Origin of the sequence: Kitasatospora sp. NPDC090308 (assembly GCF_044769485.1) — a bacterium.
In the GTDB taxonomy this organism is placed as follows: domain Bacteria; phylum Actinomycetota; class Actinomycetes; order Streptomycetales; family Streptomycetaceae; genus Kitasatospora; species Kitasatospora fiedleri.
Map to the genome: position 1 here is coordinate 311,027 of NZ_JBIVXY010000001.1, position 20,030 is coordinate 331,056.

Here is a 20,030-nt window from a genome sequence, read left to right on the forward strand (position 1 = left end):
CCTGCCGGAGGCCGGGAAACAGGGGCGAAACGCCCTCGCCACACGCGCCTCAGGAGTCCCACCTGGGATTCTTCGAAGTCGACGCCGCCCCGCTTGCGATTCCCGGGGTCGACAGCCGGATGTCGAGACTAGGGCAAGGCGCAGGCTCGGGCCCATGTGCGGAACATCACGCGCTCCATGGCATAACTATACAGAGGTCTGGATTTTCGTACAAGGCCGTCCGGGTGACGGCCGGTCGGCGGGTCAGCCGACGGCCCCGCCGATCAGCCGTCCCAGCAGGTAGGTGACGCCCGCCGCGGCCCCGCCCAGCACCAGTTGCCGCAGGCCGGAGAACCACCAGCTGCGGGCCGTCACCCGGGCCACCACCGCGCCGCAGCCGAACAGGCCCAGCACCGCCAGCAGGGCGGCCGGCCGGAGCGTGGTCGCGCCCAGCAGGTAGGGCAGCACCGGCAGCAGCGCGCCGAGCGCGAAGCAGCCGAACGAGGAGAGCGCGGCGACCAGCGGCGAGGGCAGGTCCTCCGGGTCGACGCCGAGCTCCTCGCGGGCGTGCACGGCCAGCGTGGTCTCCGGGTCGGCGGAGAGCTGCCGGGCCACCTCGCGGGCCAGCTCCGGGTCGACGCCCCGGGCCGCGTACAGCTCGGCCAGCTCGGCCAGCTCGCCCTGCGGGTTGCGCCGCAGCTCGATCCGCTCGACCTCCAGCTCGGCCTCCACCAGCTCGCGCTGGGAGGCCACCGAGGTGTACTCGCCGGCCGCCATGGAGAACGCGCCGGCCGCCAGCCCGGCCAGGCCGGTGAGCACCACGGTGCCCGGCGCGGCGGCGCCGCCGACCACGCCGGTCATCAGCGCGAAGTTGGACACCAGGCCGTCCATCGCGCCGAACACGGCCGGGCGCAGCCAGCCGCCGTTGACGTCCCGGTGGTGGTCGGCGTCGGGTATCCGGGGCTGCGGGCTGTCGGTGTGCGGGTCTGCGGTGATGGTGCTCATGCGGACGGCTCCCCTTCCGGGCACGGCGGTTCCCCCCGGGCCGCGGATCGGCCGGGCTTGCTGGTGCCCTTCGAACGTAGCCGTTTGACCTGCGCGTTTCCAGCAAAGTAAGCCTGCCCAAAGGCAGTTGGGGCCGCCTCCGCCGGTCTCGGCGGGGGCGGCCCCAACGGGGGTCGGGAGCCTCGGCTCAGGAGGGCCGCTCGGCGTCCCCGGGCACCTTGGCGGCCTTGACGGCCTCGGTGTCCTTGGCAGCCTCGGCGTTCTCGGCGGCCTCGGGGGCCCGCGCGGGGGCGTCGGCCGGGGCGTCCTGCGGCTCCGGCTCGTTCCCCGGCTCGGCCTCCGCGGCGGCGGCCCCGGCCTCGGCGCGCTCCCGGGTGGCCTGCGGGTCGATCGCGTCCGGGTCCTCGCGGCCGGGGCGGAACCTGGCGGAGAGCACGAGGGCGACGATCGCGCCGACGAAGACCAGGATCGCGGTCCAGTCGTTCAGGCGCAGGCCGAAGAAGCGGTGCGCCTCGTCGATCCGCAGCCACTCGGTCCAGAACCGGCCGAGCGTGTAGGCGGCGACGTACAGCGCGAAGGCCCGGCCGTGGCCGAGGGTGAAGCGCCGGTCGGCCCAGATCACCAGGACCGCGACCAGCACGCACCAGATCGACTCGTACAGGAAGGTCGGGTGGTAGACGCCCTGGACCACGGTGCCGTCCGGGAGCGTCTTGTCGATCTTCAGGCCCCAGGGCAGGGTGGTGGGGCGGCCGTACAGCTCCTGGTTGAACCAGTTGCCCCAGCGGCCGCAGGCCTGGGCCAGCGCGATGCCGGGGGCGATCGCGTCGGCGTAGGCGGGCAGCGGGACGCCCCGGCGGCGGGCGCCGATCCAGGCGCCGACCGCGCCGAAGGCGATGGCGCCCCAGATGCCGAGGCCGCCCTCCCAGATCTTCAGCGCGTCGATCGGGTGCTTGCCCGCACCGAAGTACAGCTGGTTGTCGGTGATGACGTGGTAGAGCCGACCGCCGACCAGGCCGAACGGCACCGCCCAGACCGCGATGTCGCCGACCGTGTGGCGGCCGCCGCCGCGGGCGACCCACCGCCTGCTGCCGAGCCACACGGCCACGACGACACCGATGATGATGCAGAAGGCGTAGGCGCGCAGCGGGATGGGCCCCAGGTTGAGGACGCCCCGCGACGGGCTCGGAATGTATGCGAGATCCATGGCACTCTCGACGCTACCGTGTCCCACCGGCACCACCGGCACCGGAGCGGGTCACGGTAGCGTCACGCGGCCAGGTCCGGGCCGGGCGCGGGGAGGGATCAGGGCGGGGGCGGTCAGGGCGAGGGCGGGTTGTTCGACTCGCCGGCGGTCGAGCCGGGCGCCGGGCTCTGCCCGTGCGAGCCGGGGGTGCCGAGGGTCTTGCCCTGGTTGGCCGCGTCCACCCACTTCACCAGGTTCTCCGGGCTGATCTGCTCGTCGCCCTTCTTCGGGTAGATCGCCTCGCCGTTCAGCAGCACCGTCGGGGTCGACTTGTAGCTGGACTTGTCGAAGTCCTGCTGCACCGCCGAGACCCAGCCGCCGAACGCGTTGTCGTTGACGCAGGACTGGAACGCGGGGGTGTCCAGCCCCGGGACCTGCTTGGCCAGGTCGATCAGGGTCTGCTTGCTGCCGAAGGAGTCCGCGGTCTCGTCCGGCTGGTTGCGGTAGAGCACGTCGTGGTAGTCGCGGAAGTGCCCGGCGTCCTGCGCGCAGGCCAGCGCGTTGGCGCCGTACTTGGAGCCGTTGCCGCCCAGCGAGCGGTCGATGAACGAGACGAGGTGGTAGTCGACGCGGACCTTGCCCGCGTCCTCCAGCTGGTCGACGGTCGGCGAGAAGCTCCGCTCGAAGCTGCCGCAGGCCGGGCAGCGCGGGTCCTCGTAGACCGTCAGCGTGGACGGGGCGTCGGCACCGCCGACCGGGATGACCAGGTTCTTGTCGCCGCTCGCGCCCGCCGGGGCGGCGGTCGGGGTCTCCGGCTTGGAGCGCTGGTTCTGCACCACCACGCCGACCACCACGGCCGCCGCGATCACCACGGCCACCACGCCGCCGACCGCCAGCTTCTTGTTGCGCCGTGCCTTGGCCTCCTCGACGGCCCGGGACTCCCGCATCTTGTCCCGGGCGTTGCGCTTGCCTTCTCGGTTCTTCTCGCTCATGGGGTGCTCTTGCCAGTCCAGGGGTCGGTTTCGTCTGATCGGTGGCGGTGGACGTGCGGCGTCAGGCGGCCAGCCAGGCGTCCGCCGAGAGCTTCGTCCGGGGCCGGTAGACCAGCCACGCCGACAGCAGCAGGAACCCGGAGTCGCGCAGGATCTCCTGGAGGTACTCGGTCTGCGACTCGTCCACCGCGCCGCCGCCGCCGAAGCAGCCGCAGTCGATCGAGATGCCGCGCGCCCACGCGGAGGAGATCCCGGCGATGAAGACCAGCAGCAGCAGGCCGGAGACGACCGCGACGATCCTGGTCCCGAGGCCGAGCACCAGCAGCAGCGCCAGCGCCAGCTCCAGGAACGGCAGCCCCCAGCCGACCGGCTTCACCAGCGACTCGGGCAGGATCTCGTACGCCCGCACGGCCTGCGCCGCCTCCGCCGGGTCGGAGACCTTCGCCAGGCCCGCCCAGCCCCACACCACCGCCAGGCCCAGCCGCACCGCCAGGCCGAACCACTCGGCCGCCGCGCCGTCCACCGCCCGGCGCAGCCCGCCCACCCGGCCGTGCTCGACCTGCTGACTGGCCATCAGTTCGGTTCCCCCTCGGGCGCGTTCCACCGTTTCCTGCCTGATGAACCGTAGGGGATGGCGGGGGGTTCCTCCACATTGGCGAGTTACGCCGTATGAGCGACCTTAAACGGTCATACGTCCGATTTTCCGGATCATCGTCCCGGCGGTGCGCAGACCGCGTCCGCCGACCGGCACGGCACCGCCCGCTCGGCCCCCCGCCGGGCCAACTCCCGTTCCACGCCGCCGCTTCCGACCAGCGCGACGGCCAGCGCCAGCCCCGCGGCCAGCGCCCGCAGCAGCACCTGCCGGTGGACCCACGCCATCCGGACACCCTCTCGCCGACGAACCACCGGAGGGTCCAACGGCGCCGACGGGCCGGGCCGCACCGGTGCCGCCCGGTTTTTCACCCTCGCGGAGTAGGTCCTCCCTCCCGGATCCCGCCGGGCCCCCGGCGCCGCGCGCCGATCAGGCGGGATCCGGGAGGGAGGACCCGGCCGGAAACGCGGAGGACCGCCCGGGGAGCGGCGGTCGCTCCCCGGGCGGTCCCCGGTCGGTCCGTGGTTACCTGCGGCGGACGCCCCGCGCCAGCTCGCCCGCGAGCGCGCGGACCGCGGCGACGCCGTCGGCCGGCTCCGCGGCGTCCAGCAGGCGCTGGACGAACGCCGAGCCGACGATCACGCCGTCCGCGAAGGCGGCGACCTCGGCGGCCTGGTCGGCGTTGGAGACGCCCAGGCCGACGCAGACCGGCAGCGCGGTGGTGGCGCGGGTGCGGGCCACCAGGTCCTCGGCCAGGTTGCCGACCGCGGCCCGGGTGCCGGTCACGCCCATCACGGCGGCCGCGTACACGAAGCCGGAGCCGGCCGCGGTGACCTCGGCCAGCCGGTGGTCGGTGGAGGACGGGGCGACCACGAACACGGTGTCCAGACCGTGCTCGGCGGCGGCCTTGCGCCACTCCCCGGACTCCTCCACCGGCAGGTCCGGCAGGATGCAGCCCGCTCCCCCGGCCGCGGCCAGGTCGGCGGCGAACCGGGCGGTGCCGTAGCGGTCCACCGGGTTCCAGTACGTCATCACCAGCACCGGCACGGCCGGGTGGGCGGCGGCGACCTCGGCGACGGTGCGCAGCACGTCCTTGATCTTCACGCCGCCGCGCAGCGCGATGTCGTCGGCGGTCTGGATGACCGCGCCGTCCAGCACCGGGTCCGAGTGCGGCAGGCCGACCTCGACGACGTCGCAGCCGCCCTCGACCAGGGCGCCGATCGCGGCGATTCCGCCGTCCACGGTCGGGAAGCCGGCCGGCAGGTAGCCGATCAGGGCCGCGCGGCCCTCCGCCTTCGCGGCGGCCAGGGCGGTGGTGAGCTTGGTGTCGGCCATGGTCAGTTGGTCCCCTCGGCGTCGTAGAGGCCGAAGTACTCGGCGGCGGTGTGCATGTCCTTGTCGCCGCGGCCGGAGAGCGAGACCAGGATCGTCCCCTCCGGGCCGAGCTCGCGGCCGAGTTCGAGCGCGCCGGCCAGGGCGTGCGCGGACTCGATCGCCGGGATGATGCCCTCCGTGCGGGACAGCAGCCGCAGCGCCTCCATCGCCGCCCGGTCGGTCACCGGGCGGTACTCGGCCCGTCCGGTGTCCTTCAGCCAGGCGTGCTCCGGGCCGACGCCCGGGTAGTCCAGGCCGGCCGAGATCGAGTGCGACTCGATGGTCTGGCCGTCCTCGTCCTGCAGCACGTAGGTGCGCGAGCCGTGCAGCACGCCCGGGTCGCCCTTGGTCAGGGTGGCGGCGTGCTTCGGGGTCTCGGCGCCCTCGCCGGCCGCCTCGCAGCCGATCAGGCGGACGCCCGCGTCCGGGATGAACTCGTGGAAGATGCCCATCGCGTTGGAGCCGCCGCCGACGCAGGCGACCACCGCGTCCGGGAGCCTCCCGGTGCGGTCCAGCACCTGCTGCCGGGCCTCGACGCCGATCACCCGGTGGAAGTCGCGCACCATCATCGGGAACGGGTGCGGGCCGGCCACCGTGCCGAACAGGTAGTGGGTGGAGTCGACGTTGGCGACCCAGTCCCGGAACGCCTCGTTGATGGCGTCCTTCAGGGTGCGGCTGCCGGAGGTCACCGGGATCACCTCGGCGCCCAGCATCCGCATCCGGGCCACGTTCAGCGCCTGGCGCTCCGTGTCGACCTCGCCCATGTAGACGGTGCAGTCGAAGCCGAACAGCGCGCAGGCGGTGGCGGTGGCCACGCCGTGCTGGCCGGCGCCGGTCTCGGCGATGATCCGGGTCTTGCCCATCCGGCGGGTCAGCAGCGCCTGGCCCAGCACGTTGTTGATCTTGTGCGAGCCGGTGTGGTTGAGGTCCTCGCGCTTGAGCAGGACCCGCGCCCCGCCGGCCTCCGCGGAGAACCGGTGGACGTCGGTCAGCGGGCTCGGCCGACCGGTGTAGTCCTTGAGCAGGGCGTCCAGCTCGGCGGCGAACGCCGGGTCGTTCTTGGCCTTCTCGTACTCCTCGGCGACCTGCTCCACGGCGGCGACCAGCGCCTCCGGGATGAAACGGCCGCCGTAGGCGCCGAAGTAACCACGGGCGTCGGGCACCTGGGCGCCCGGAAGGTAGTGCTCGGACATGATCCGTCCTCGGATGAAGGATTGACGGCGTGGACGTGGGGACCGCGGCGGGTGCCGGCCCCCTCGCGAGGGGGCCGGGTCCTCTGGCGAGGAGCTAGCCGCGGGGCCCGCGCCATCGGCGTCCGGGGACCTGTCCGGGCTCGCAGCCGATCACGTACCGCACCCGCCGCCCCAGCACCCGGCGCGCGGGCGCGCGGCAGCCGCGCGGGCGGCAGCCGGGGGCGAGACGGGTGGCGATCGACACGGCGGAGGTCAGCCCCGCCCGTTGTTGCGCAGCGCCGGGTGCGCCCCGGCGGCGACCAGGTCGGCGACCGCGGTCCGCGGGTCCCGGCCGGTGACCAGGGACTCGCCGACCAGCACCGCGTCGGCGCCCTGGTTGGCGTAGGTGATCAGGTCGTGCGGCCCGCGCACCCCGGACTCGGCGACCTTCACCAGGTGCGCAGGGATGGCGTCCACCACGTTGCCGAAGGTGTTCCGGTCGACCTCGAGCGTCTTGAGGTTGCGGGCGTTGACGCCGATGATCCGCGCGCCGGCGTCCACCGCGCGGGCGATCTCCTCCTCGTCGTGCACCTCGACCAGCGGGGTCAGGCCGATCGACTCGGCCCGCTCGATCAGCGAGACCAGGGCCGGCTGCTCCAGCGCGGCGACGATCAGCAGCGCCAGGTCCGCGCCGTGCGCGCGGGCCTCCCACAGCTGGTAGGCGGTGACGATGAAGTCCTTGCGCAGGACCGGGGTGTCCACGGCGGCGCGCACCGCGTCCAGGTCGGCCAGCGAGCCGCCGAAGCGGCGCTGCTCGGTGAGCACGCTGATCGCGGCGGCCCCGCCGGCCGCGTAGTCGGCCGCCAGCGCGGCCGGGTCGGCGATCGCCGCGAGCGCGCCCTTGGACGGGCTGGAGCGCTTGACCTCGCAGATCACCCGGACGCCGTCGCCGCGCAGCGCGGCCACGCCGTCCTTCGCCTCGGGCGCCTTGGCGGCGAGCTCCTTGAGCTCGTCCAGGGAGACCCGGGCCTGTCGCTCGGCGAGGTCCTGCCGGACCCCGTCGATGATCTCGTCGAGCACAGTCACGCGTGCGCCCCCATCGTGTTTCGCTGGTGCGGCCGGGGGCGTCGAGCGCGGTCCCGGCCTTTCGATTCGATGGTATCGGGCGCGGGGGGCGCACTCCGCATCCGCACGGCGCGCGTCTCGATCGGCGGACCGCCCGGCGGGCGCTCCAGCCCCTCCGTACGCCCGGTGCGCGCCGCTCACCCGACGGGCGGTGCCAGGCCCGCGCCGACCGGCAGGTTCCGCACCACCGCGAACAGCAGCACCGCCAGGACCAGCACCCCCGCCTGCCGGCCGGTGAGCCGCCACCCCCCGCCACCCGGCCGTCCGCGCACCGCCCGCACCGTCCAGACCGCCCAGAGCGCCAGCAGCCCGAACGCCAGCACCGTCACCAGCAGGTTGTCGTGCACCGCCGTCGGCACGTCCCCCCGGGCCAGCGCGTGCACGCAGCGCAGCCCGCCGCAGCCGGGACACCACCAGCCGGTGGCCCGCAGGAACGGGCAGACCGGGTAGTGGCCGGGCGTGTTCGGGTCCACCAGGGCGACGAACCCGGCCGGCAGCGCGACGGCCGCCAGCGCGGCCAGCGGACGGACCAGCCGGCGCGCCGCGGAGCCCTCGGGCCGGGACGGGGCGGCGGGAGCGTTCACGGGGACGATTGTGCCCCCGGGCGAACCGGGCCCGGCCCCGAAACGCCGGACGGCGGGCCCGAGGGCCCGCCGTCCGGTGCGCCGCTGCGCCGCTGCGCGACTCCGCCGCGATCAGCCCGCGGTGACCGCGCTGCGCTCCTCGGCGGTGACCGGCGCGAAGTTCTTGCTGGGCTGCCGGCCCATGCCCGCCATCGACATGGCCTTGCCGACCACGCCGCCGATCAGGACCACGGCGAGGCCCGCGATGACCAGCACGACGTTCGGCATGATCATCGCGACGCCCGCGACGCAGAAGCCGACGAAGGAAATGACCACGCCGGTCCACGCGGCGGGGGTGTGGCCGTGCGCTGCTGCAGCCATCTTGTTGGTGCTCCTTGTTTCTCCGGGGCCCGGTCGGGCGGGCCTGGGGCGGCGCTCGACGGGTTGACGCTCTCCATTGTGCCGGGCCGAACACGGCGCCCCCAAGCCGGGTCGGGGTGGTGCCGCGCACATCCGGCCGCGGCCGGACCGGGCGGTGGACCAGCCAGCGGATCAGCCGACCGGGCCGGGCGGGCGGCCGGGCCGGGGGGCGGCCGGCCGGGCGGGCCGGGCGGCCCGGTCGATCGGCTCAGGCAGCTCAGCCAGGCCAGTGGGCCGGGACGGCCGGTGGGCCCCCAGCCCGTCGGGTCAGCCGGTCGGGTCCTCGCCACGGTCCCACGCCTTCCACGGATCGGCCGGGCCTGGTGGTCGGACCAACCGGTCCGATCGGGCCGGGCCTGCGGGAGAGCCAGTCGGCCGAGTCGACCGGTCAGCTCGGCCTGGTGGCTCAGGCGGCTCAGCCAGGTCAGCGGGCCGGTTCAGCCCGTCGAGTCCTCGCCCCAGTCCCACGCCTTCCACCGAGCAGCCGGACCAGCTGATCGAGTCAGCTGGTCGGCACAGCCGGGTCGGCTCAGGCGGCTCAGCCAGGTCGGCGGGCCGGTTCAGCCCGTCGAGTCCTCGCCCCAGTCCCACGCCTTCCACCGAGCAGCCGGACCAGCTGATCGAGTCAGCCAGTCAGGTCGGTGGGCTCAGCCGAGTCGACCGGTCGGCTCGGCTTGGCGGCACAGCCAGGCCAGTGAGCCGGTTCAGCCCGTCGGGTCCTCGCCGCGGTCCAGGGCCTTCCACAGGTCGGCCGGGCCGGCCGCCCTCCCCGGGGCTGCCGTCTTGCGGGTCGGTGCCTCGTAGCGGGAGCCCATGGCCGGCCAGCCGCTGCCGAACCGGGTGGTCAGTGCGCCCGCCGCCACCAGCAGCAGTCCGCCTGCCAGGGCCACCCAGGGCCATGCCGTCCGGGTGATCTCCTCGGCCCGGCCGCTGCTCAGGGCGAGCTGGCCCGCCGCGACGGCGTGCAGCCCCGCGGTGTCGGTGTACCCGATCACGGCGCCGGCGACCGCGCCCGCGCCCGCCAGCACCGTCAGAGCGCCCACCAGCATCCGCGTCCGGCCGCGTACCGCGAAGACCGCGACCGCCGCCGCCATCGCCACCAGTGCCATCCCGGTCGGCAGCGCCGTCAGTCTGCTCCCGCTCGCGCTCACCACGATCCGGCTGCCGCCCATCCCGGGCGCCACCCCCTGCGCCCAGGTCCGGCCCACCGACGTCAGGACCAGTACGGCGCCCAGCGCGGTCAGCAACAGCATCAGCCCCAACGTGCCGCGGGACTTCGGGGAAGCAGGCGTCTCACTCACTCCCCCAGTGTCCCCGACCTCACCCCGCGTCCCGCCCCCGCCCCCGGTCCGCGCGTCCTGTCCCTCCGGGTACCAGGGTCGGCGGGGCCTGGTGGCGGCGGCGCCCCCGGGTGAGGGTGGGGGGCATGGCACACGTACTCGTCACCGGCGGAACCGGCTTCCTCGGCGCGCACACCATCGCCCGGCTGCTCGCGGAGGGCCACTCGGTAACCACCACCGTCCGGTCGCTGACCCGGCGCGGCGACGTCGCGTCCATGCTGAGGGCGGCCGGGGTCGCCGACCCGGCGGCGGTGGCGTACGTCGAGGCGGACCTGACCCGGGACGCGGGCTGGGCCGGGGCCGTGGCCGGCGCCGACCACGTGCTGCACCTGGCCTCGCCGTTCCCCGCCGGCGCTCCCCGGCACGAGGACGAGCTGGTCGTCCCCGCCCGGGACGGCGCGCTGCGGGTGCTGCGCGCCGCCCGGGACGCCGGGGTGCGGCGGACGGTGCTCACCTCCTCGTTCGGCGCCGTCGGCTACGGCCACCGGGCCGGCGGGCACGTCTTCACCGAGGCCGACTGGACGGACCTCGACGGGCCGGGCGTCTCCGCCTACGTGAAGTCCAAGACCGTCGCCGAGCGGGCGGCGTGGGACTTCGCCGCCACCGAGGGCGGCGGCATGGAGCTGACGGTCGTCAACCCGGTCGGGATCTTCGGGCCGGTCCTGGGGCCGGACTACTCCAGCTCGGTGCGGATCGTCCACGCGATGCTCAGCGGCGGCATGCGGGTCGCGCCCCCGGTCTGGACCAACACGGTGGACGTCCGCGACGTCGCCGACCTGCACGTCCGGGCGATGACCGCCCCCGCGGCCGCGGGCCGGCGCTACCTGGCGACGGCCGGCGAGCCCGTCTCGTTCCACCGGATCGCGGCCGTGCTGCGCGAACGGCTCGGCGACGCCGCCTCCGCCGCCCCCACCCGCACCGCGCCGGCCGGACTGCTGCGCGCGCTGGCCGTCGTCAGCCCCCGGATGCGGGAGCTGGCCCCGCAGCTGGGCGTGGTGCGCCGGGCCGACGGCACCCGGGCCCGCACCGAGCTGGGCTGGACCCCGCGCGGCGACGAGGAGGCCGTGGTCGCCACCGCCGAGAGCCTGCTGCGGCTCGGCCTGGTGGCCCGCTAGCGTCGGGGCATGGACCCGATGCCGGACACCCTCGGCGACTTCCTGCGCTCCCGGCGCGCACAGCTCACCCCGGAGCGCGCCGGACTGCCGCCGGGAGAGCGGCGCCGGGTCACCGGACTGCGCCGCGAGGAGGTCGCCCAACTCGCGGGCATCAGCCCGGAGTACTACCTGCGCCTGGAGCAGGGCCGCAACCGGCGCCCCTCCGACCAGATCCTGCGCGGCCTGGCCGCCGCGCTACGGCTGGACGAGGCGGCGGCGGCCTACCTGCACCGCCTTGCCCACCCGGCCCCGCCCACCGGCCCCCGGCCCGGAGCCGGGGCGGCCCGGCCGGACGCGGACCTGCAACTGCTCCTGGACGCCTGGCCGACGACACCCGCCTACGCCCAGGCGGCCTCCGGGCGGGTGGTGGCCGCGAACCGCCTCGCCACGGCGCTGTGCCCGTTCTTCGGCGTCGGCCACGACCCGCTGCGCGCCGTCTTCCTCGAACCGGGGATGCGCCGCCTGTACCCCCGGTGGGACGACGTGACCGCCAAGGCCGTCTCCGGGCTGCGGGCCGCCCTCGCCCTCGACGGCACCGACCCCGGACTCCTGGCCGCCATCGACGAACTCACCACCGCCAGCGAGCGCTTCCGGACCCTGTGGGCCAGGCGGGAGGTGCGCCGCCGCGCCGTCGGCCGCACCCGGTTCCAGCACCCCGACGTCGGCGCCCTCGACCTGCACTACGAGAAACTGCTGCGCCCCGAGGCCCGGCAGTTGCTCGTCGTCTACCGGGCCGACCCCGGCAGCCCCAGCGCCGAACGGCTGGAGCTGCTCGGCCGCTAGGGCCTGCCCTCACACCTCGGCCTCAGCGCAGCGTGTTCGCCGTGGCGACGGCCCGGAGCACCGCCGCCGCCTTGTTGCGGCACTCGGTGTCCTCGGAGTGCGGGTCGGAGTCGGCGACCACGCCCGCGCCCGCCTGGACGTACGCGGTCTCGTCGCGGATCACCGCGGTGCGGATGGCGATCGCCGTGTCGGAGTCCCCGGCGAAGTCCAGGTAGCCGACGCAGCCGCCGTACAGGCCGCGGCGGGTGGGCTCCAGCTCCTCGATGATCTGCATGGCGCGCGGTTTGGGCGCGCCGGAGAGGGTGCCGGCCGGGAAGCAGGCGGTGAGCACGTCGAAGGCGCTGCGGCCCTCGGCGACCTTGCCGGTGACGGTGGAGACGATGTGCATGACGTGGCTGTAGCGCTCGACGGTCATGAACTCCACCACCTCGACCGAGCCCGGCGCGCAGACCCGGCCCAGGTCGTTGCGGCCCAGGTCGACCAGCATCAGGTGCTCGGCCCGCTCCTTGGGGTCGGCGAGCAGCTCGGCGGCCAGCTCGGCGTCCTCGTGCGGGGTGGCGCCGCGGTGCCGGGTGCCGGCGATCGGGTGCAGCATCGCCTCGCCGCTGGCCACCTTGACCAGCGCCTCGGGGCTGGAGCCGACCACGTCGAAGCCGCCCTCCGCGCCGCCGTCCGGCCCGGGGAAGCGGAACAGGTACATGTACGGGCTGGGGTTGGTGGTGCGCAGGACGCGGTAGACGTCGAGCGCGGAGGCCGGGCAGGGCGCCTCGAAGCGCTGCGAGGGGACGACCTGGAACGCCTCGCCGGCCCGGATGCGCTCCTTCACCACCTCGACCGCCTTGCGGTACGGCGCGCCGCCGAACGGCGAGTGCGCCTCGACCGCGGTCGGGGTGTAGGTGGCCAGGCCGGGGTCGACCGGGCGGCGCAGGTCGGCCTCCATCGCGTCGAGGCGGGCGACGGCGTCCGCGTGCGCCTCGTCGACGCCGGTGGCCAGGTCGTTGTGGTTGACCGCGTTGGCGATCAGCAGCACGGTGCCGTCGGCGTGGTCCAGGACGGCCAGGTCGGTGGCGAGCAGCAGGGTCAGCTCGGGCAGCCGCAGGTCGTCCGGGGTGAGGTTCGGCAGCTTCTCCAGGCGGCGCACCACGTCGTAGCCGAGGTAGCCGACCAGGCCGCCGGTGAGCGGCGGCAGGCCGTCGTCCGGGTGCCGGGGGGTGTGCAGGGCGGCCAGGGTGGCGCGCAGCACCTCCAGCGGGTCGCCGCCGGTGGGGATGCCGACCGGGGGCTCGCCCAGCCAGCGGGCGCCGCCGTCCTCGCCGACGGTGAGCACCGCGCCGGAGCGCACCCCGACGAAGGAGTAGCGGGCCCAACTGCGGCCCTGCTCGGCGGACTCCAGCAGGAAGGTGCCGGGCCGCTCCGCGGCGAGGCTGCGGTAGACGCCGATCGGGGTGAGGCCGTCCGCCAGGAGCCGGCGGGTGACGGGAATGACCCGGGTGTCAGCGGCGAGCGTGCGGAAGGCCTCAAGGTCCATGGGGCACCGATCAGATGAGAGGAGCGGACGGGCGGAGGGACGGTCCGGGGACGGTCGGGGGACAGGCTACTGGGCGAGCGGCAGCACGTCGGCGTCGAAGCAGGTCCGGTCGCCGGTGTGGCAGGCCGCACCGACCTGGTCGACCCGGACCAGCAGGGTGTCGCCGTCGCAGTCCAGCGCGACCTGCTTGACGTGCTGGACGTGGCCCGACGTGTCGCCCTTCACCCAGTACTCGGCCCGGCTGCGGCTCCAGTACGTGCAGCGGCCGGTGGTCAGCGTGCGGTGCAGCGCCTCGTCGTCCATCCAACCGAGCATCAGCACCTCGCCGGTGTCGTACTGCTGGGCGACGGCGGGCAGCAGCCCGTCCGGAGTGCGCTTGAGGCGGGCGGCGATCGCCGGGTCCAGGGCGGTGCTGCCGGGGGCGGCGGGAGTGGTCGACATGCCCCCATTCTCGCAGGCCGCCACCGGCCGACGGCTGCCGGGCGGTGCTCCCGGCGGCCGTGGGGCGAGCCGCCGGTCCCTGCCTCCGGGTGGTGGCGGGGACCGGCGGGCGGGCAGTGCTGCGGCGGTCAGCCGAACGCCGTCCGGATCCGCGAGCGGTCCACCCGGTAGGGCGTCGGCTGCTGCTCCAGGCCGAGGTCGCCCAGCAGTTCCCGCTCGACCGCGTTCCTGTTGACGTCGCTCCTCAGGCCCTCCTTGGCGACGCCCAGGGCCGACTGTCCGGCCGCCCTGAGGTTGCCCTTCAGGGTGCCGTCGCCGATCCGGACGCCCTCCCGGTCGTCCTCGTCGATGCCCAGCCCGGCCTTGATCCGGTCCTGGGCCCAGTCGCCGACCTTCTCGGTGGCCTTCTCGTCGAGCTTCCGGGCGATCCTGGCGGCCTTGCCGGTGCCCTCCTCCAGCTTCCGGACCTCGTTGAAGGCCGTCTCGACCTTCTTCATCTTCTCCATCACCTTGGCGACGTCGCTGAGCTTGCGGGTGGCCTTGACCGCCTTGCCCATCTCCTGGAGCGCCTTGAGCAGCTCCTCCAGCGCCTTCGCCAGCTTGGTGGACACCTGCCCCACCCGGGCCACGAAGGTGGCGATCTCCGCCTCGTCGATCAGCGCGCCGACCAGCGCCGCCGCGCCGAAGGTCACCACCGAGAGCACCGCCTCGGCGGCCAGCGAGGCGATCAGCGCCTCGATCGCCTCGGTGATGATCTGGATCACCATGCCCTCGGCCATCGCGCACTCCTGCGCGGCCGAGTTGATGATCTGCGCGGTCTGCAGCATCTCCTCGGCGGTCTGGTCGAGCGCGTCCGCGACGTCGCCCATGTGACCGCCGAACGCGTCGCTCGCCGCCCCCTGCCAGCTCGCCGCCACCGGCATCGCGCCCGAGCGCAGCTCCACCGCGACCGAGTGCACCGCGGCCGCCTGGGCCTGCCACTGCGCGGTGGCGTCGTTCAGCTCCGCCAGGTTGCCGGTGACCTTCTCCAGCATGTCCAGCAGGCCGGACTCCTCCAGCGCCCACTCGACCGCCTCGTCGAGCGCCCCGCTCAGGCCGCCCCGCGACTCGTGCTCGGCCTCCGGCAGCTCCTGGAACGTCCGCTCGATCTGCGCCCGGGCCCACGCGTACGCGTCGGCCGGGCCGCCCGGCGCGCCCGGCAGGCCGTACCCGGGCAGCGTGCTCGCTCCGGCGGCCCCGACGGCCCCGCCGATCCCGGCCCCCACGTACCCGGGCGACGGGACGGGCAGCGTGCTGACGCCCTCGGACCCCGCCGACTCACCCGGTTCGCCCGGCTCACCGGCCCCTTCGGGTTCCTCCCCGGAGCCGAACAGCTTCTCCCCGACGTAGTCGCCGGCCTTGCCGCCCAGGCTGCCCGCCGCGCTGGTCCCGGCCTCCTTGAGCGCCCCGCTGAACCAGGACTGCCGCGGGTCCACCGGCGGCGCATCCTCGCCACCGGTCTCACCGTTCCCGCCGGTCTCACCGTTCCCGCCGTTCCCGGCGGGCGTGCGCGCGCCGGTGCGGATCTGGTTCGGGTCCCCGACGTGCGGTGCCGGACCGGTGCCGTGGCCGGGCGCGGGCGCGGGTGCGGCCGACTGCCGCGGGTGGTCGGCGCCGTGCGTCGTGCCGGAGGTTCCCGAGCCGCCGGAGCCGCCGGAGCCGCCCGAGGTGTGGTGCCTGGTCCCGTGCGCCATCACCGGCCCCCGCTCATGGTGCCCGCGACGTACTCCTCGTGGTCGGTGTAGTTCCGCGACACCCCGGACAGCCCCTGCGCGCTGCCGTGCAGCGCGTCACCGAGCAGCCCGACGTTCTCGCGGCCGGCACCGGCGTGCTCCTGGAACGCCGATGCCAGGTGCTGGGCGTTCGGCAGGTGCCCGAACGCGTCCGAGGAGAGGGTGATCGCCGCGGTGGCCTCCGCGATCCGCCTCAGCTGCTCCGCCTGCTCGGCCAGCAGCGACGAGTACCGGTCGAGCACGCTCGGCTCGACCTGAAACCCGCTGTCCCCCATGGCAGTTGCCTTTCTCGTACATCCCGTCCGACAGGCCGGTCATCCTACTGATCAGCATGCAAAGGATGAGCAAACCGATGCCCGGAAAGGACTGACGTGACAGCTGTTGTGCCCTCAGAATGTCCTTGGACGGAGGGGGTCCGCATGAGCGGTCGACAGAAGGCTTTCCTGGCAGGCCTGGTGGCCGCGCTCGTCGTGGCGGCGGCGGTGGTGGCGCTGCTGTGGCCCGCCCCGAAGAAGCCCGCCGCCGCGCCGCCGCCCCCGAGCCCCTCCCCCAGCCCGAGCCCGAGTCCGAGCCCGTCGAAGACGTACCCGTACCCCTTCTATCCACCGGGCACCTGCCTGACGGTGCCGTGGCTGAGCGACGTCACGACCACCACGGTGGTGCCGTGCGACCAGCCGCACGACTCCGAGACGATCTCGGTGGTGGTGCTGCCGGAGGGGCTGACCACCGACGGGACGATCATCCAGGCCACGCTGGGGCTGTGCAAAGAGCAGTACACCGCCGTGCAGCAGCGGCAGGAGGGGAAGACCCCGTACTACAACAGCCCGCTCTCCCCCGGCGCGCAGTACTACCAACAGGGCTACCGGGACGCGAGCTGCGCGGTGACGGTCAGCAACCAGAACGACGACCGCAAGATGACCGGACCGCTCAAGTAAGCCGCCCGCACCGTACGCTGGGCGCATGGTGAGTCTTGCGCAGGGCGAGCGGGCCCGGTTGAGTCGGTTGTTGGCGGCGGCGGGCCCGGAGGGGCCGACGTTGTGCGAGGGGTGGGTGGCGCGGGACTTGGCGGCGCACCTGGTGGTGCGGGAGGGGCGGCCGGACGCGGCGGCGGGCATCCGGGTCGGGGCGCTGGCCGGGTGGACGGAGCGGGTGCAGGGGAAGGTCGCGGAGCGGGGGTACGAGGGGGTGGTGAAGTCGTTCCGGTCGGGGCCGCCGGCCTGGTCGCCGTTCAACCTGCCGGGGGTGGACGGGGCGGCGAACCTGGTGGAGTTCTTCGTGCACGCGGAGGACGTCCGCCGGGCGGTGCCGTTCGAGCCGGAGCCGGTGGGTGCGGAGCTGGCGGAGGCGCTGTGGAAGCGGGTGCCGGCGGTGGCCCGGTTCAGCGACGCCAAGGCGCCGGTCTCGCTGCGGCTGGTGCACCCGGACGGCCGGGAGGTGACGGTGCGTCGGAAGGGCGCGCCGGTGGTGACGGTGAGCGGGGAGCCGGGCGAGCTGGTGCTGTTCCTGTACGGGCGGGGCGCGCAGGCCGCGGTGGCGGCGGAGGGCGCGCCGGAGGCGGTGGAGACGCTGGCGCACGTGCTGCCGCTGCCGGAGGCCGGGGCCTGACGGGGATCGGGGCCTGACGGAGACCGGGGCCCTGACGGCGGCCGGGCCCTGACGGCGCGTCGGCCCGCTCCGTCCGGTCGGTGTGCCAGCCTGGGCTCCAGGCCCCTCCCCCGCCCCTCAGGAGCGCACACCGTGGTGAGCAGCGACTTCCGACCAGGCTCGCCGAACTGGATCGGCCTGGGCAGCCCGGACCTCGCCGAGTCCGCGTCGTTCTACGGCGCGGTGTTCGGCTGGACGCTGGACCGCTCCGGCCCGGACGGCCACGGCTCCTTCCGCCGCGCGGGCCGGACGGTGGCGGGCGTCGGCCCGCTGACCGAGGCGGAGGCGCTGCCCGCCTGGACGGTGTACTTCGCCGCGGCGGACCCGGCCGGCGTCGCGGCGGCGGCGGAGCGCTCCGGCGGCACGGTCCGCGCCCCGGCCGCCGAGGTGCCGGGGCGGGGCCGGTCCGTGCGGCTGGCCGATCCGACGGGCGGCCGGTTCGCGGTGTGGCAGGACGGCGGGGCGGCCGGGCTGGAGGCGGTGGGCGGGCCGGGCGCGCTGTGCCGGGCGGAGCTGCGCACCCCGGACGTCCCGGGGTCGCTGCGGTTCTACCGCGGCCTGTTCGGCTGGCGGAGCCGGGACTCGGAGCCGTCGGGGGCGGAGTGCGCGGCGCTGGGCCCGGCGGACGGCGGGGCCGACTTCGGCGCGGTCGCCCACGTGCACCCGCGGGTGGACGCGGGCTGGCTGGTGCACTTCGCGGTGGCGGACGCGCTGCTGGCCACCGACGAGGTGCGCCGCTCGGGCGGGAGCGTCCTGCTGCCGCCGCGGCCGGTGCCGACGGTGGGGCGGGTCGCGGTGCTGGCGGACCCGTTCGGCGCGCAGTTCGCGCTCCTGGAGCCGGAGTCGGGGCCAGGGCCGGAACCGGAGCCGGAGTCGGGGCCAGGGCCGCGCCGGTGACGCACCGGCACGGCCCCGGACGGGCGCCTCAGCGCACGGGGGACGTCAGCGGACGGGGTGCCCGGTGGCCCGGAGTTCGTCCTTGACCTGGCCGATCGTCAGGTCGCCGAAGTGGAAGACGCTGGCGGCGAGGACCGCGTCGGCGCCGGCGTCGACCGCGGGGGCGAAGTCGGCGAGCTTGCCGGCGCCGCCGGAGGCGATGACCGGGACGGAGACGGCCTTGCGGGCGGCCCGGATCATCTCCAGGTCGTAGCCGTCCTTGGTGCCGTCGGCGTCCATCGAATTGAGCAGGATCTCGCCGGCGCCGAGTTCGGCGGCGCGCGCCGCCCACTCGATCGCGTCGAGGCCGGTGCCGCGTCGGCCGCCGTGGGTGGTGACCTCGAAGCCGGAGGCGGTCTCGGTGCCCTCGGGGCAGCGCCGGGCGTCGACCGACAGGACGAGCACCTGGCGGCCGAAGCGTTGCGCGATCTCGCGGACCAGCTCGGGCCGGGCGATCGCGGCGGTGTTGACGCCGACCTTGTCGGCGCCGGCCCGCAGCAGCCGGTCGACATCCTCGACGGCGCGGACGCCGCCGCCGACGGTGAGCGGGATGAAGACCTGCTCGGCGGTGCGGCGGACCACGTCGTAGGTGGTCTCCCGGGAGCCGGACGAGGCGGTGATGTCGAGGAAGGTCAACTCGTCGGCGCCCTGGGCGTCGTAGAGCTTGGCGAGCTCGACCGGGTCGCCGGCGTCGCGCAGGTTCTGGAAGTTGACGCCCTTGACGACGCGTCCGGCGTCCACGTCAAGGCAGGGGATGACGCGTACTGCGAGTGTCACGGCTGGGTGCCTTCCGAGGTCTGGGGGCCGGCCGGGTCCGGGGCGTCGGCCGGGGCGTCGGCGGAGGTCCGGTCGCGGGCGGCGGCCAGGGCGCGGGCGAGGCCCGGCCGGTGGGCCTCGACCTCGACCTCGACCATCATCCGGGAGTCGGTCAGGCCCTGGACGACCACCATGGTGGTGACCGGGCGGACCTCGCCGAAGAGTTTCCTGTGCGCGCGGCCGACCTCGTCGCAGTCCCGGACGTGGGTGAGGTACATCCGGGTGCGGACCACGTCGGCGGCGGTGAGTCCGTAGGGGCCGAGCGCTTCGAGGGCGACCTCGAAGGCGGCCAGCGTCTGCTCGTACGGGTCGCCCTCGAAGACGGCGACGCCGTCGTCGTACGCGGTGCAGCCCGCCACCAGGACGGAGTCCCCGGCCGCCACCGCCCGGGAGAATCCGTACTGGTCCTCGTAGGGGGACCGTCCGGACTGGCGGGCGACGGCGGCGGCCGGGGTTTCGTCGGTCATCGGGACACAGCCTCCAGGGCCTCTTCGAGGGTGAACTTCTGCTCGTAGAGCGCCTTCCCCACGATCGAGCCCTCGACGCCCTCCGGTACCAGGGTGGCGATCGCGCGCAGGTCGTCGAGGGACGACACGCCGCCGGAGGCGACGACGGGCCGGTCGGTGGCGGCGCAGACGTCGCGCAGCAGCTGGAGGTTGGGGCCGGTCAGGGTGCCGTCGCGGTTGACGTCGGTGACCACGTAGCGGGCGCAGCCCTCGGCGTCGAGGCGGGCCAGCACGTCGTAGAGCTGGCCGCCGTCGCGGGTCCAGCCGCGGCCGCGCAGCGTGGTGCCGACCACGTCGAGGCCGACGGCGATCTTCTCGCCGTGCTCGGCGATGACCTTGGCGACCCACTCGGGGCTCTCCAGGGCGGCGGTGCCGAGGTTGACCCGGGTGCAGCCGGTGGCGAGGGCGGCGGCCAGCGACTCGTCGTCGCGGATGCCGCCGGACAGCTCGACCTTGATGTCGAGGCGGCCGGTGACCTCGCGGAGCAGCTCGCGGTTGCTGCCGGTGCCGAAGGCGGCGTCGAGGTCGACCAGGTGCAGCCACTCGGCGCCGGCGTTCTGCCAGGCGAGGGCGGCGGCGAGCGGCTCGCCGAAGGAGGTCTCGGTGCCGGAGGCGCCCTTGACCAGGCGGACCGCCTGGCCGTCGCGGACGTCGACGGCGGGCAGCAGTTCGAGGCGGTTGGTCATGTTCTGAAGGACTCTTCCG

23 protein-coding genes are annotated in these 20,030 nt (G+C 74.9%); 5 read left to right on the plus strand and 18 right to left on the minus strand.

Annotated features, from left to right (window positions below):
- Positions 1–243: 243 nt before the first annotated feature.
- From ACIQVD_RS01275 to ACIQVD_RS01325, 11 genes are all read right to left on the minus strand, one after another.
- Positions 244–984: a VIT1/CCC1 transporter family protein gene (locus ACIQVD_RS01275; protein ID WP_400688291.1), complete on the minus strand. Its 741-nt coding sequence runs from the start codon at positions 982–984 to the stop codon at positions 244–246.
- A 187-nt stretch (positions 985–1,171) separates the two neighbouring features.
- Complete coding sequence (gene lgt, locus ACIQVD_RS01280; protein ID WP_400688293.1) at positions 1,172–2,188, minus strand: prolipoprotein diacylglyceryl transferase; 1,017 nt, start codon at positions 2,186–2,188, stop codon at positions 1,172–1,174.
- A gap of 113 nt (positions 2,189–2,301) precedes the next feature.
- The gene (locus ACIQVD_RS01285; RefSeq protein ID WP_402285190.1) at positions 2,302–3,159 is read right to left on the minus strand and encodes a DsbA family protein; all 858 of its coding nucleotides are present in this window, start codon (positions 3,157–3,159) and stop codon (positions 2,302–2,304) included.
- 61 nt (positions 3,160–3,220) lie between these two features.
- The gene (locus tag ACIQVD_RS01290) at positions 3,221–3,733 is read right to left on the minus strand and encodes a MauE/DoxX family redox-associated membrane protein (RefSeq protein ID WP_400688297.1); all 513 of its coding nucleotides are present in this window, start codon (positions 3,731–3,733) and stop codon (positions 3,221–3,223) included.
- A gap of 134 nt (positions 3,734–3,867) precedes the next feature.
- Complete coding sequence (locus ACIQVD_RS01295) at positions 3,868–4,038, minus strand: hypothetical protein (protein ID WP_402285193.1); 171 nt, start codon at positions 4,036–4,038, stop codon at positions 3,868–3,870.
- A gap of 238 nt (positions 4,039–4,276) precedes the next feature.
- Entirely contained in the window at positions 4,277–5,086 is an 810-nt protein-coding gene (trpA, locus tag ACIQVD_RS01300) for a tryptophan synthase subunit alpha (protein WP_400688301.1), read from the minus strand.
- 2 nt (positions 5,087–5,088) lie between these two features.
- Positions 5,089–6,321, minus strand: coding sequence for a tryptophan synthase subunit beta (gene trpB, locus ACIQVD_RS01305; protein ID WP_400688624.1), 1,233 nt, complete (start codon positions 6,319–6,321; stop codon positions 5,089–5,091).
- A 249-nt stretch (positions 6,322–6,570) separates the two neighbouring features.
- Entirely contained in the window at positions 6,571–7,383 is an 813-nt protein-coding gene (gene trpC / locus ACIQVD_RS01310) for an indole-3-glycerol phosphate synthase TrpC (RefSeq protein WP_100835746.1), read from the minus strand.
- 176 nt (positions 7,384–7,559) lie between these two features.
- Positions 7,560–8,006 (minus strand): DUF2752 domain-containing protein, encoded by a 447-nt coding sequence (locus tag ACIQVD_RS01315; protein WP_402285195.1) that lies wholly within the window; start codon positions 8,004–8,006, stop codon positions 7,560–7,562.
- Between the two features lie 111 nt (positions 8,007–8,117).
- Positions 8,118–8,366, minus strand: coding sequence for an HGxxPAAW family protein (locus ACIQVD_RS01320; RefSeq protein WP_400688305.1), 249 nt, complete (start codon positions 8,364–8,366; stop codon positions 8,118–8,120).
- 743 nt (positions 8,367–9,109) lie between these two features.
- Positions 9,110–9,706, minus strand: coding sequence for a TIGR02234 family membrane protein (locus tag ACIQVD_RS01325; RefSeq protein WP_402285197.1), 597 nt, complete (start codon positions 9,704–9,706; stop codon positions 9,110–9,112).
- Between the two features lie 125 nt (positions 9,707–9,831).
- Here ACIQVD_RS01325 and ACIQVD_RS01330 point away from each other — a divergent pair, with 125 nt between their 5' ends.
- The gene (locus tag ACIQVD_RS01330) at positions 9,832–10,860 is read left to right on the plus strand and encodes an NAD-dependent epimerase/dehydratase family protein (RefSeq protein ID WP_402285199.1); all 1,029 of its coding nucleotides are present in this window, start codon (positions 9,832–9,834) and stop codon (positions 10,858–10,860) included.
- Positions 10,861–10,869: 9 nt separating this feature from the next.
- Complete coding sequence (locus ACIQVD_RS01335) at positions 10,870–11,682, plus strand: helix-turn-helix domain-containing protein (protein ID WP_402285201.1); 813 nt, start codon at positions 10,870–10,872, stop codon at positions 11,680–11,682.
- A gap of 22 nt (positions 11,683–11,704) precedes the next feature.
- Here the strand turns inward: ACIQVD_RS01335 and ACIQVD_RS01340 are convergent, their stop codons facing one another.
- The 4 genes from ACIQVD_RS01340 to ACIQVD_RS01355 all read right to left on the minus strand — a co-directional run bounded on the left by ACIQVD_RS01340 (position 11,705) and on the right by ACIQVD_RS01355 (position 15,698).
- Positions 11,705–13,210, minus strand: a complete 1,506-nt coding sequence (locus ACIQVD_RS01340; RefSeq protein WP_402285203.1) for an anthranilate synthase component I — start codon at positions 13,208–13,210, stop codon at positions 11,705–11,707.
- Positions 13,211–13,276: 66 nt separating this feature from the next.
- On the minus strand, positions 13,277–13,651 hold the full coding sequence (gene hisI, locus ACIQVD_RS01345; protein ID WP_100835751.1) for a phosphoribosyl-AMP cyclohydrolase: 375 nt from the start codon (positions 13,649–13,651) through the stop codon (positions 13,277–13,279).
- Between the two features lie 128 nt (positions 13,652–13,779).
- Positions 13,780–15,126: a hypothetical protein gene (locus ACIQVD_RS01350; RefSeq protein WP_402285206.1), complete on the minus strand. Its 1,347-nt coding sequence runs from the start codon at positions 15,124–15,126 to the stop codon at positions 13,780–13,782.
- 257 nt (positions 15,127–15,383) lie between these two features.
- On the minus strand, positions 15,384–15,698 hold the full coding sequence (locus ACIQVD_RS01355) for a hypothetical protein (protein ID WP_400688314.1): 315 nt from the start codon (positions 15,696–15,698) through the stop codon (positions 15,384–15,386).
- Between the two features lie 144 nt (positions 15,699–15,842).
- On the opposite strand from ACIQVD_RS01355, the gene ACIQVD_RS01360 reads away from it, so the two are divergent.
- The 3 genes from ACIQVD_RS01360 to ACIQVD_RS01370 all read left to right on the plus strand — a co-directional run bounded on the left by ACIQVD_RS01360 (position 15,843) and on the right by ACIQVD_RS01370 (position 17,964).
- On the plus strand, positions 15,843–16,358 hold the full coding sequence (locus tag ACIQVD_RS01360; protein WP_400688316.1) for a hypothetical protein: 516 nt from the start codon (positions 15,843–15,845) through the stop codon (positions 16,356–16,358).
- Between the two features lie 25 nt (positions 16,359–16,383).
- Positions 16,384–17,028, plus strand: coding sequence for a TIGR03085 family metal-binding protein (locus ACIQVD_RS01365; RefSeq protein WP_402285208.1), 645 nt, complete (start codon positions 16,384–16,386; stop codon positions 17,026–17,028).
- 135 nt (positions 17,029–17,163) lie between these two features.
- The gene (locus ACIQVD_RS01370) at positions 17,164–17,964 is read left to right on the plus strand and encodes a VOC family protein (RefSeq protein WP_402285210.1); all 801 of its coding nucleotides are present in this window, start codon (positions 17,164–17,166) and stop codon (positions 17,962–17,964) included.
- A 45-nt stretch (positions 17,965–18,009) separates the two neighbouring features.
- Here the strand turns inward: ACIQVD_RS01370 and hisF are convergent, their stop codons facing one another.
- The 3 genes from hisF to priA are packed head-to-tail and all read right to left on the minus strand — an operon-like array spanning position 18,010 to position 20,011.
- The gene (gene hisF, locus ACIQVD_RS01375) at positions 18,010–18,780 is read right to left on the minus strand and encodes an imidazole glycerol phosphate synthase subunit HisF (protein WP_100835757.1); all 771 of its coding nucleotides are present in this window, start codon (positions 18,778–18,780) and stop codon (positions 18,010–18,012) included.
- On the minus strand, positions 18,777–19,286 hold the full coding sequence (locus ACIQVD_RS01380; protein WP_402285212.1) for a RidA family protein: 510 nt from the start codon (positions 19,284–19,286) through the stop codon (positions 18,777–18,779). The genes hisF and ACIQVD_RS01380 overlap by 4 nt, the downstream gene beginning before the upstream one ends.
- Positions 19,283–20,011: a bifunctional 1-(5-phosphoribosyl)-5-((5-phosphoribosylamino)methylideneamino)imidazole-4-carboxamide isomerase/phosphoribosylanthranilate isomerase PriA gene (gene priA, locus ACIQVD_RS01385; RefSeq protein ID WP_100835759.1), complete on the minus strand. Its 729-nt coding sequence runs from the start codon at positions 20,009–20,011 to the stop codon at positions 19,283–19,285. Before priA ends, ACIQVD_RS01380 begins: the two co-directional genes overlap by 4 nt.
- Between the last annotated feature and the right edge of the window lie 19 nt (positions 20,012–20,030).

Coding starts and splice junctions, on each gene's coding strand:
- ACIQVD_RS01285 (WP_402285190.1), bottom strand. CDS start 3,159: ATGAGCGAGAAGAACCGAGAAGGCAAGCGCAACGCCCGGGACAAGATG.
- ACIQVD_RS01340 (WP_402285203.1), bottom strand. CDS start 13,210: ATGGACCTTGAGGCCTTCCGCACGCTCGCCGCTGACACCCGGGTCATT.
- ACIQVD_RS01275 (WP_400688291.1), bottom strand. CDS start 984: ATGAGCACCATCACCGCAGACCCGCACACCGACAGCCCGCAGCCCCGG.
- ACIQVD_RS01380 (WP_402285212.1), bottom strand. CDS start 19,286: ATGACCGACGAAACCCCGGCCGCCGCCGTCGCCCGCCAGTCCGGACGG.
- ACIQVD_RS01290 (WP_400688297.1), bottom strand. CDS start 3,733: ATGGCCAGTCAGCAGGTCGAGCACGGCCGGGTGGGCGGGCTGCGCCGG.
- hisI (WP_100835751.1), bottom strand. CDS start 13,651: ATGTCGACCACTCCCGCCGCCCCCGGCAGCACCGCCCTGGACCCGGCG.
- ACIQVD_RS01360 (WP_400688316.1), top strand. CDS start 15,843: ATGAGCGGTCGACAGAAGGCTTTCCTGGCAGGCCTGGTGGCCGCGCTC.
- lgt (WP_400688293.1), bottom strand. CDS start 2,188: ATGGATCTCGCATACATTCCGAGCCCGTCGCGGGGCGTCCTCAACCTG.
- ACIQVD_RS01330 (WP_402285199.1), top strand. CDS start 9,832: ATGGCACACGTACTCGTCACCGGCGGAACCGGCTTCCTCGGCGCGCAC.
- ACIQVD_RS01355 (WP_400688314.1), bottom strand. CDS start 15,698: ATGGGGGACAGCGGGTTTCAGGTCGAGCCGAGCGTGCTCGACCGGTAC.
- ACIQVD_RS01295 (WP_402285193.1), bottom strand. CDS start 4,038: ATGGCGTGGGTCCACCGGCAGGTGCTGCTGCGGGCGCTGGCCGCGGGG.
- priA (WP_100835759.1), bottom strand. CDS start 20,011: ATGACCAACCGCCTCGAACTGCTGCCCGCCGTCGACGTCCGCGACGGC.
- ACIQVD_RS01320 (WP_400688305.1), bottom strand. CDS start 8,366: ATGGCTGCAGCAGCGCACGGCCACACCCCCGCCGCGTGGACCGGCGTG.
- trpA (WP_400688301.1), bottom strand. CDS start 5,086: ATGGCCGACACCAAGCTCACCACCGCCCTGGCCGCCGCGAAGGCGGAG.
- ACIQVD_RS01335 (WP_402285201.1), top strand. CDS start 10,870: ATGGACCCGATGCCGGACACCCTCGGCGACTTCCTGCGCTCCCGGCGC.
- ACIQVD_RS01365 (WP_402285208.1), top strand. CDS start 16,384: ATGGTGAGTCTTGCGCAGGGCGAGCGGGCCCGGTTGAGTCGGTTGTTG.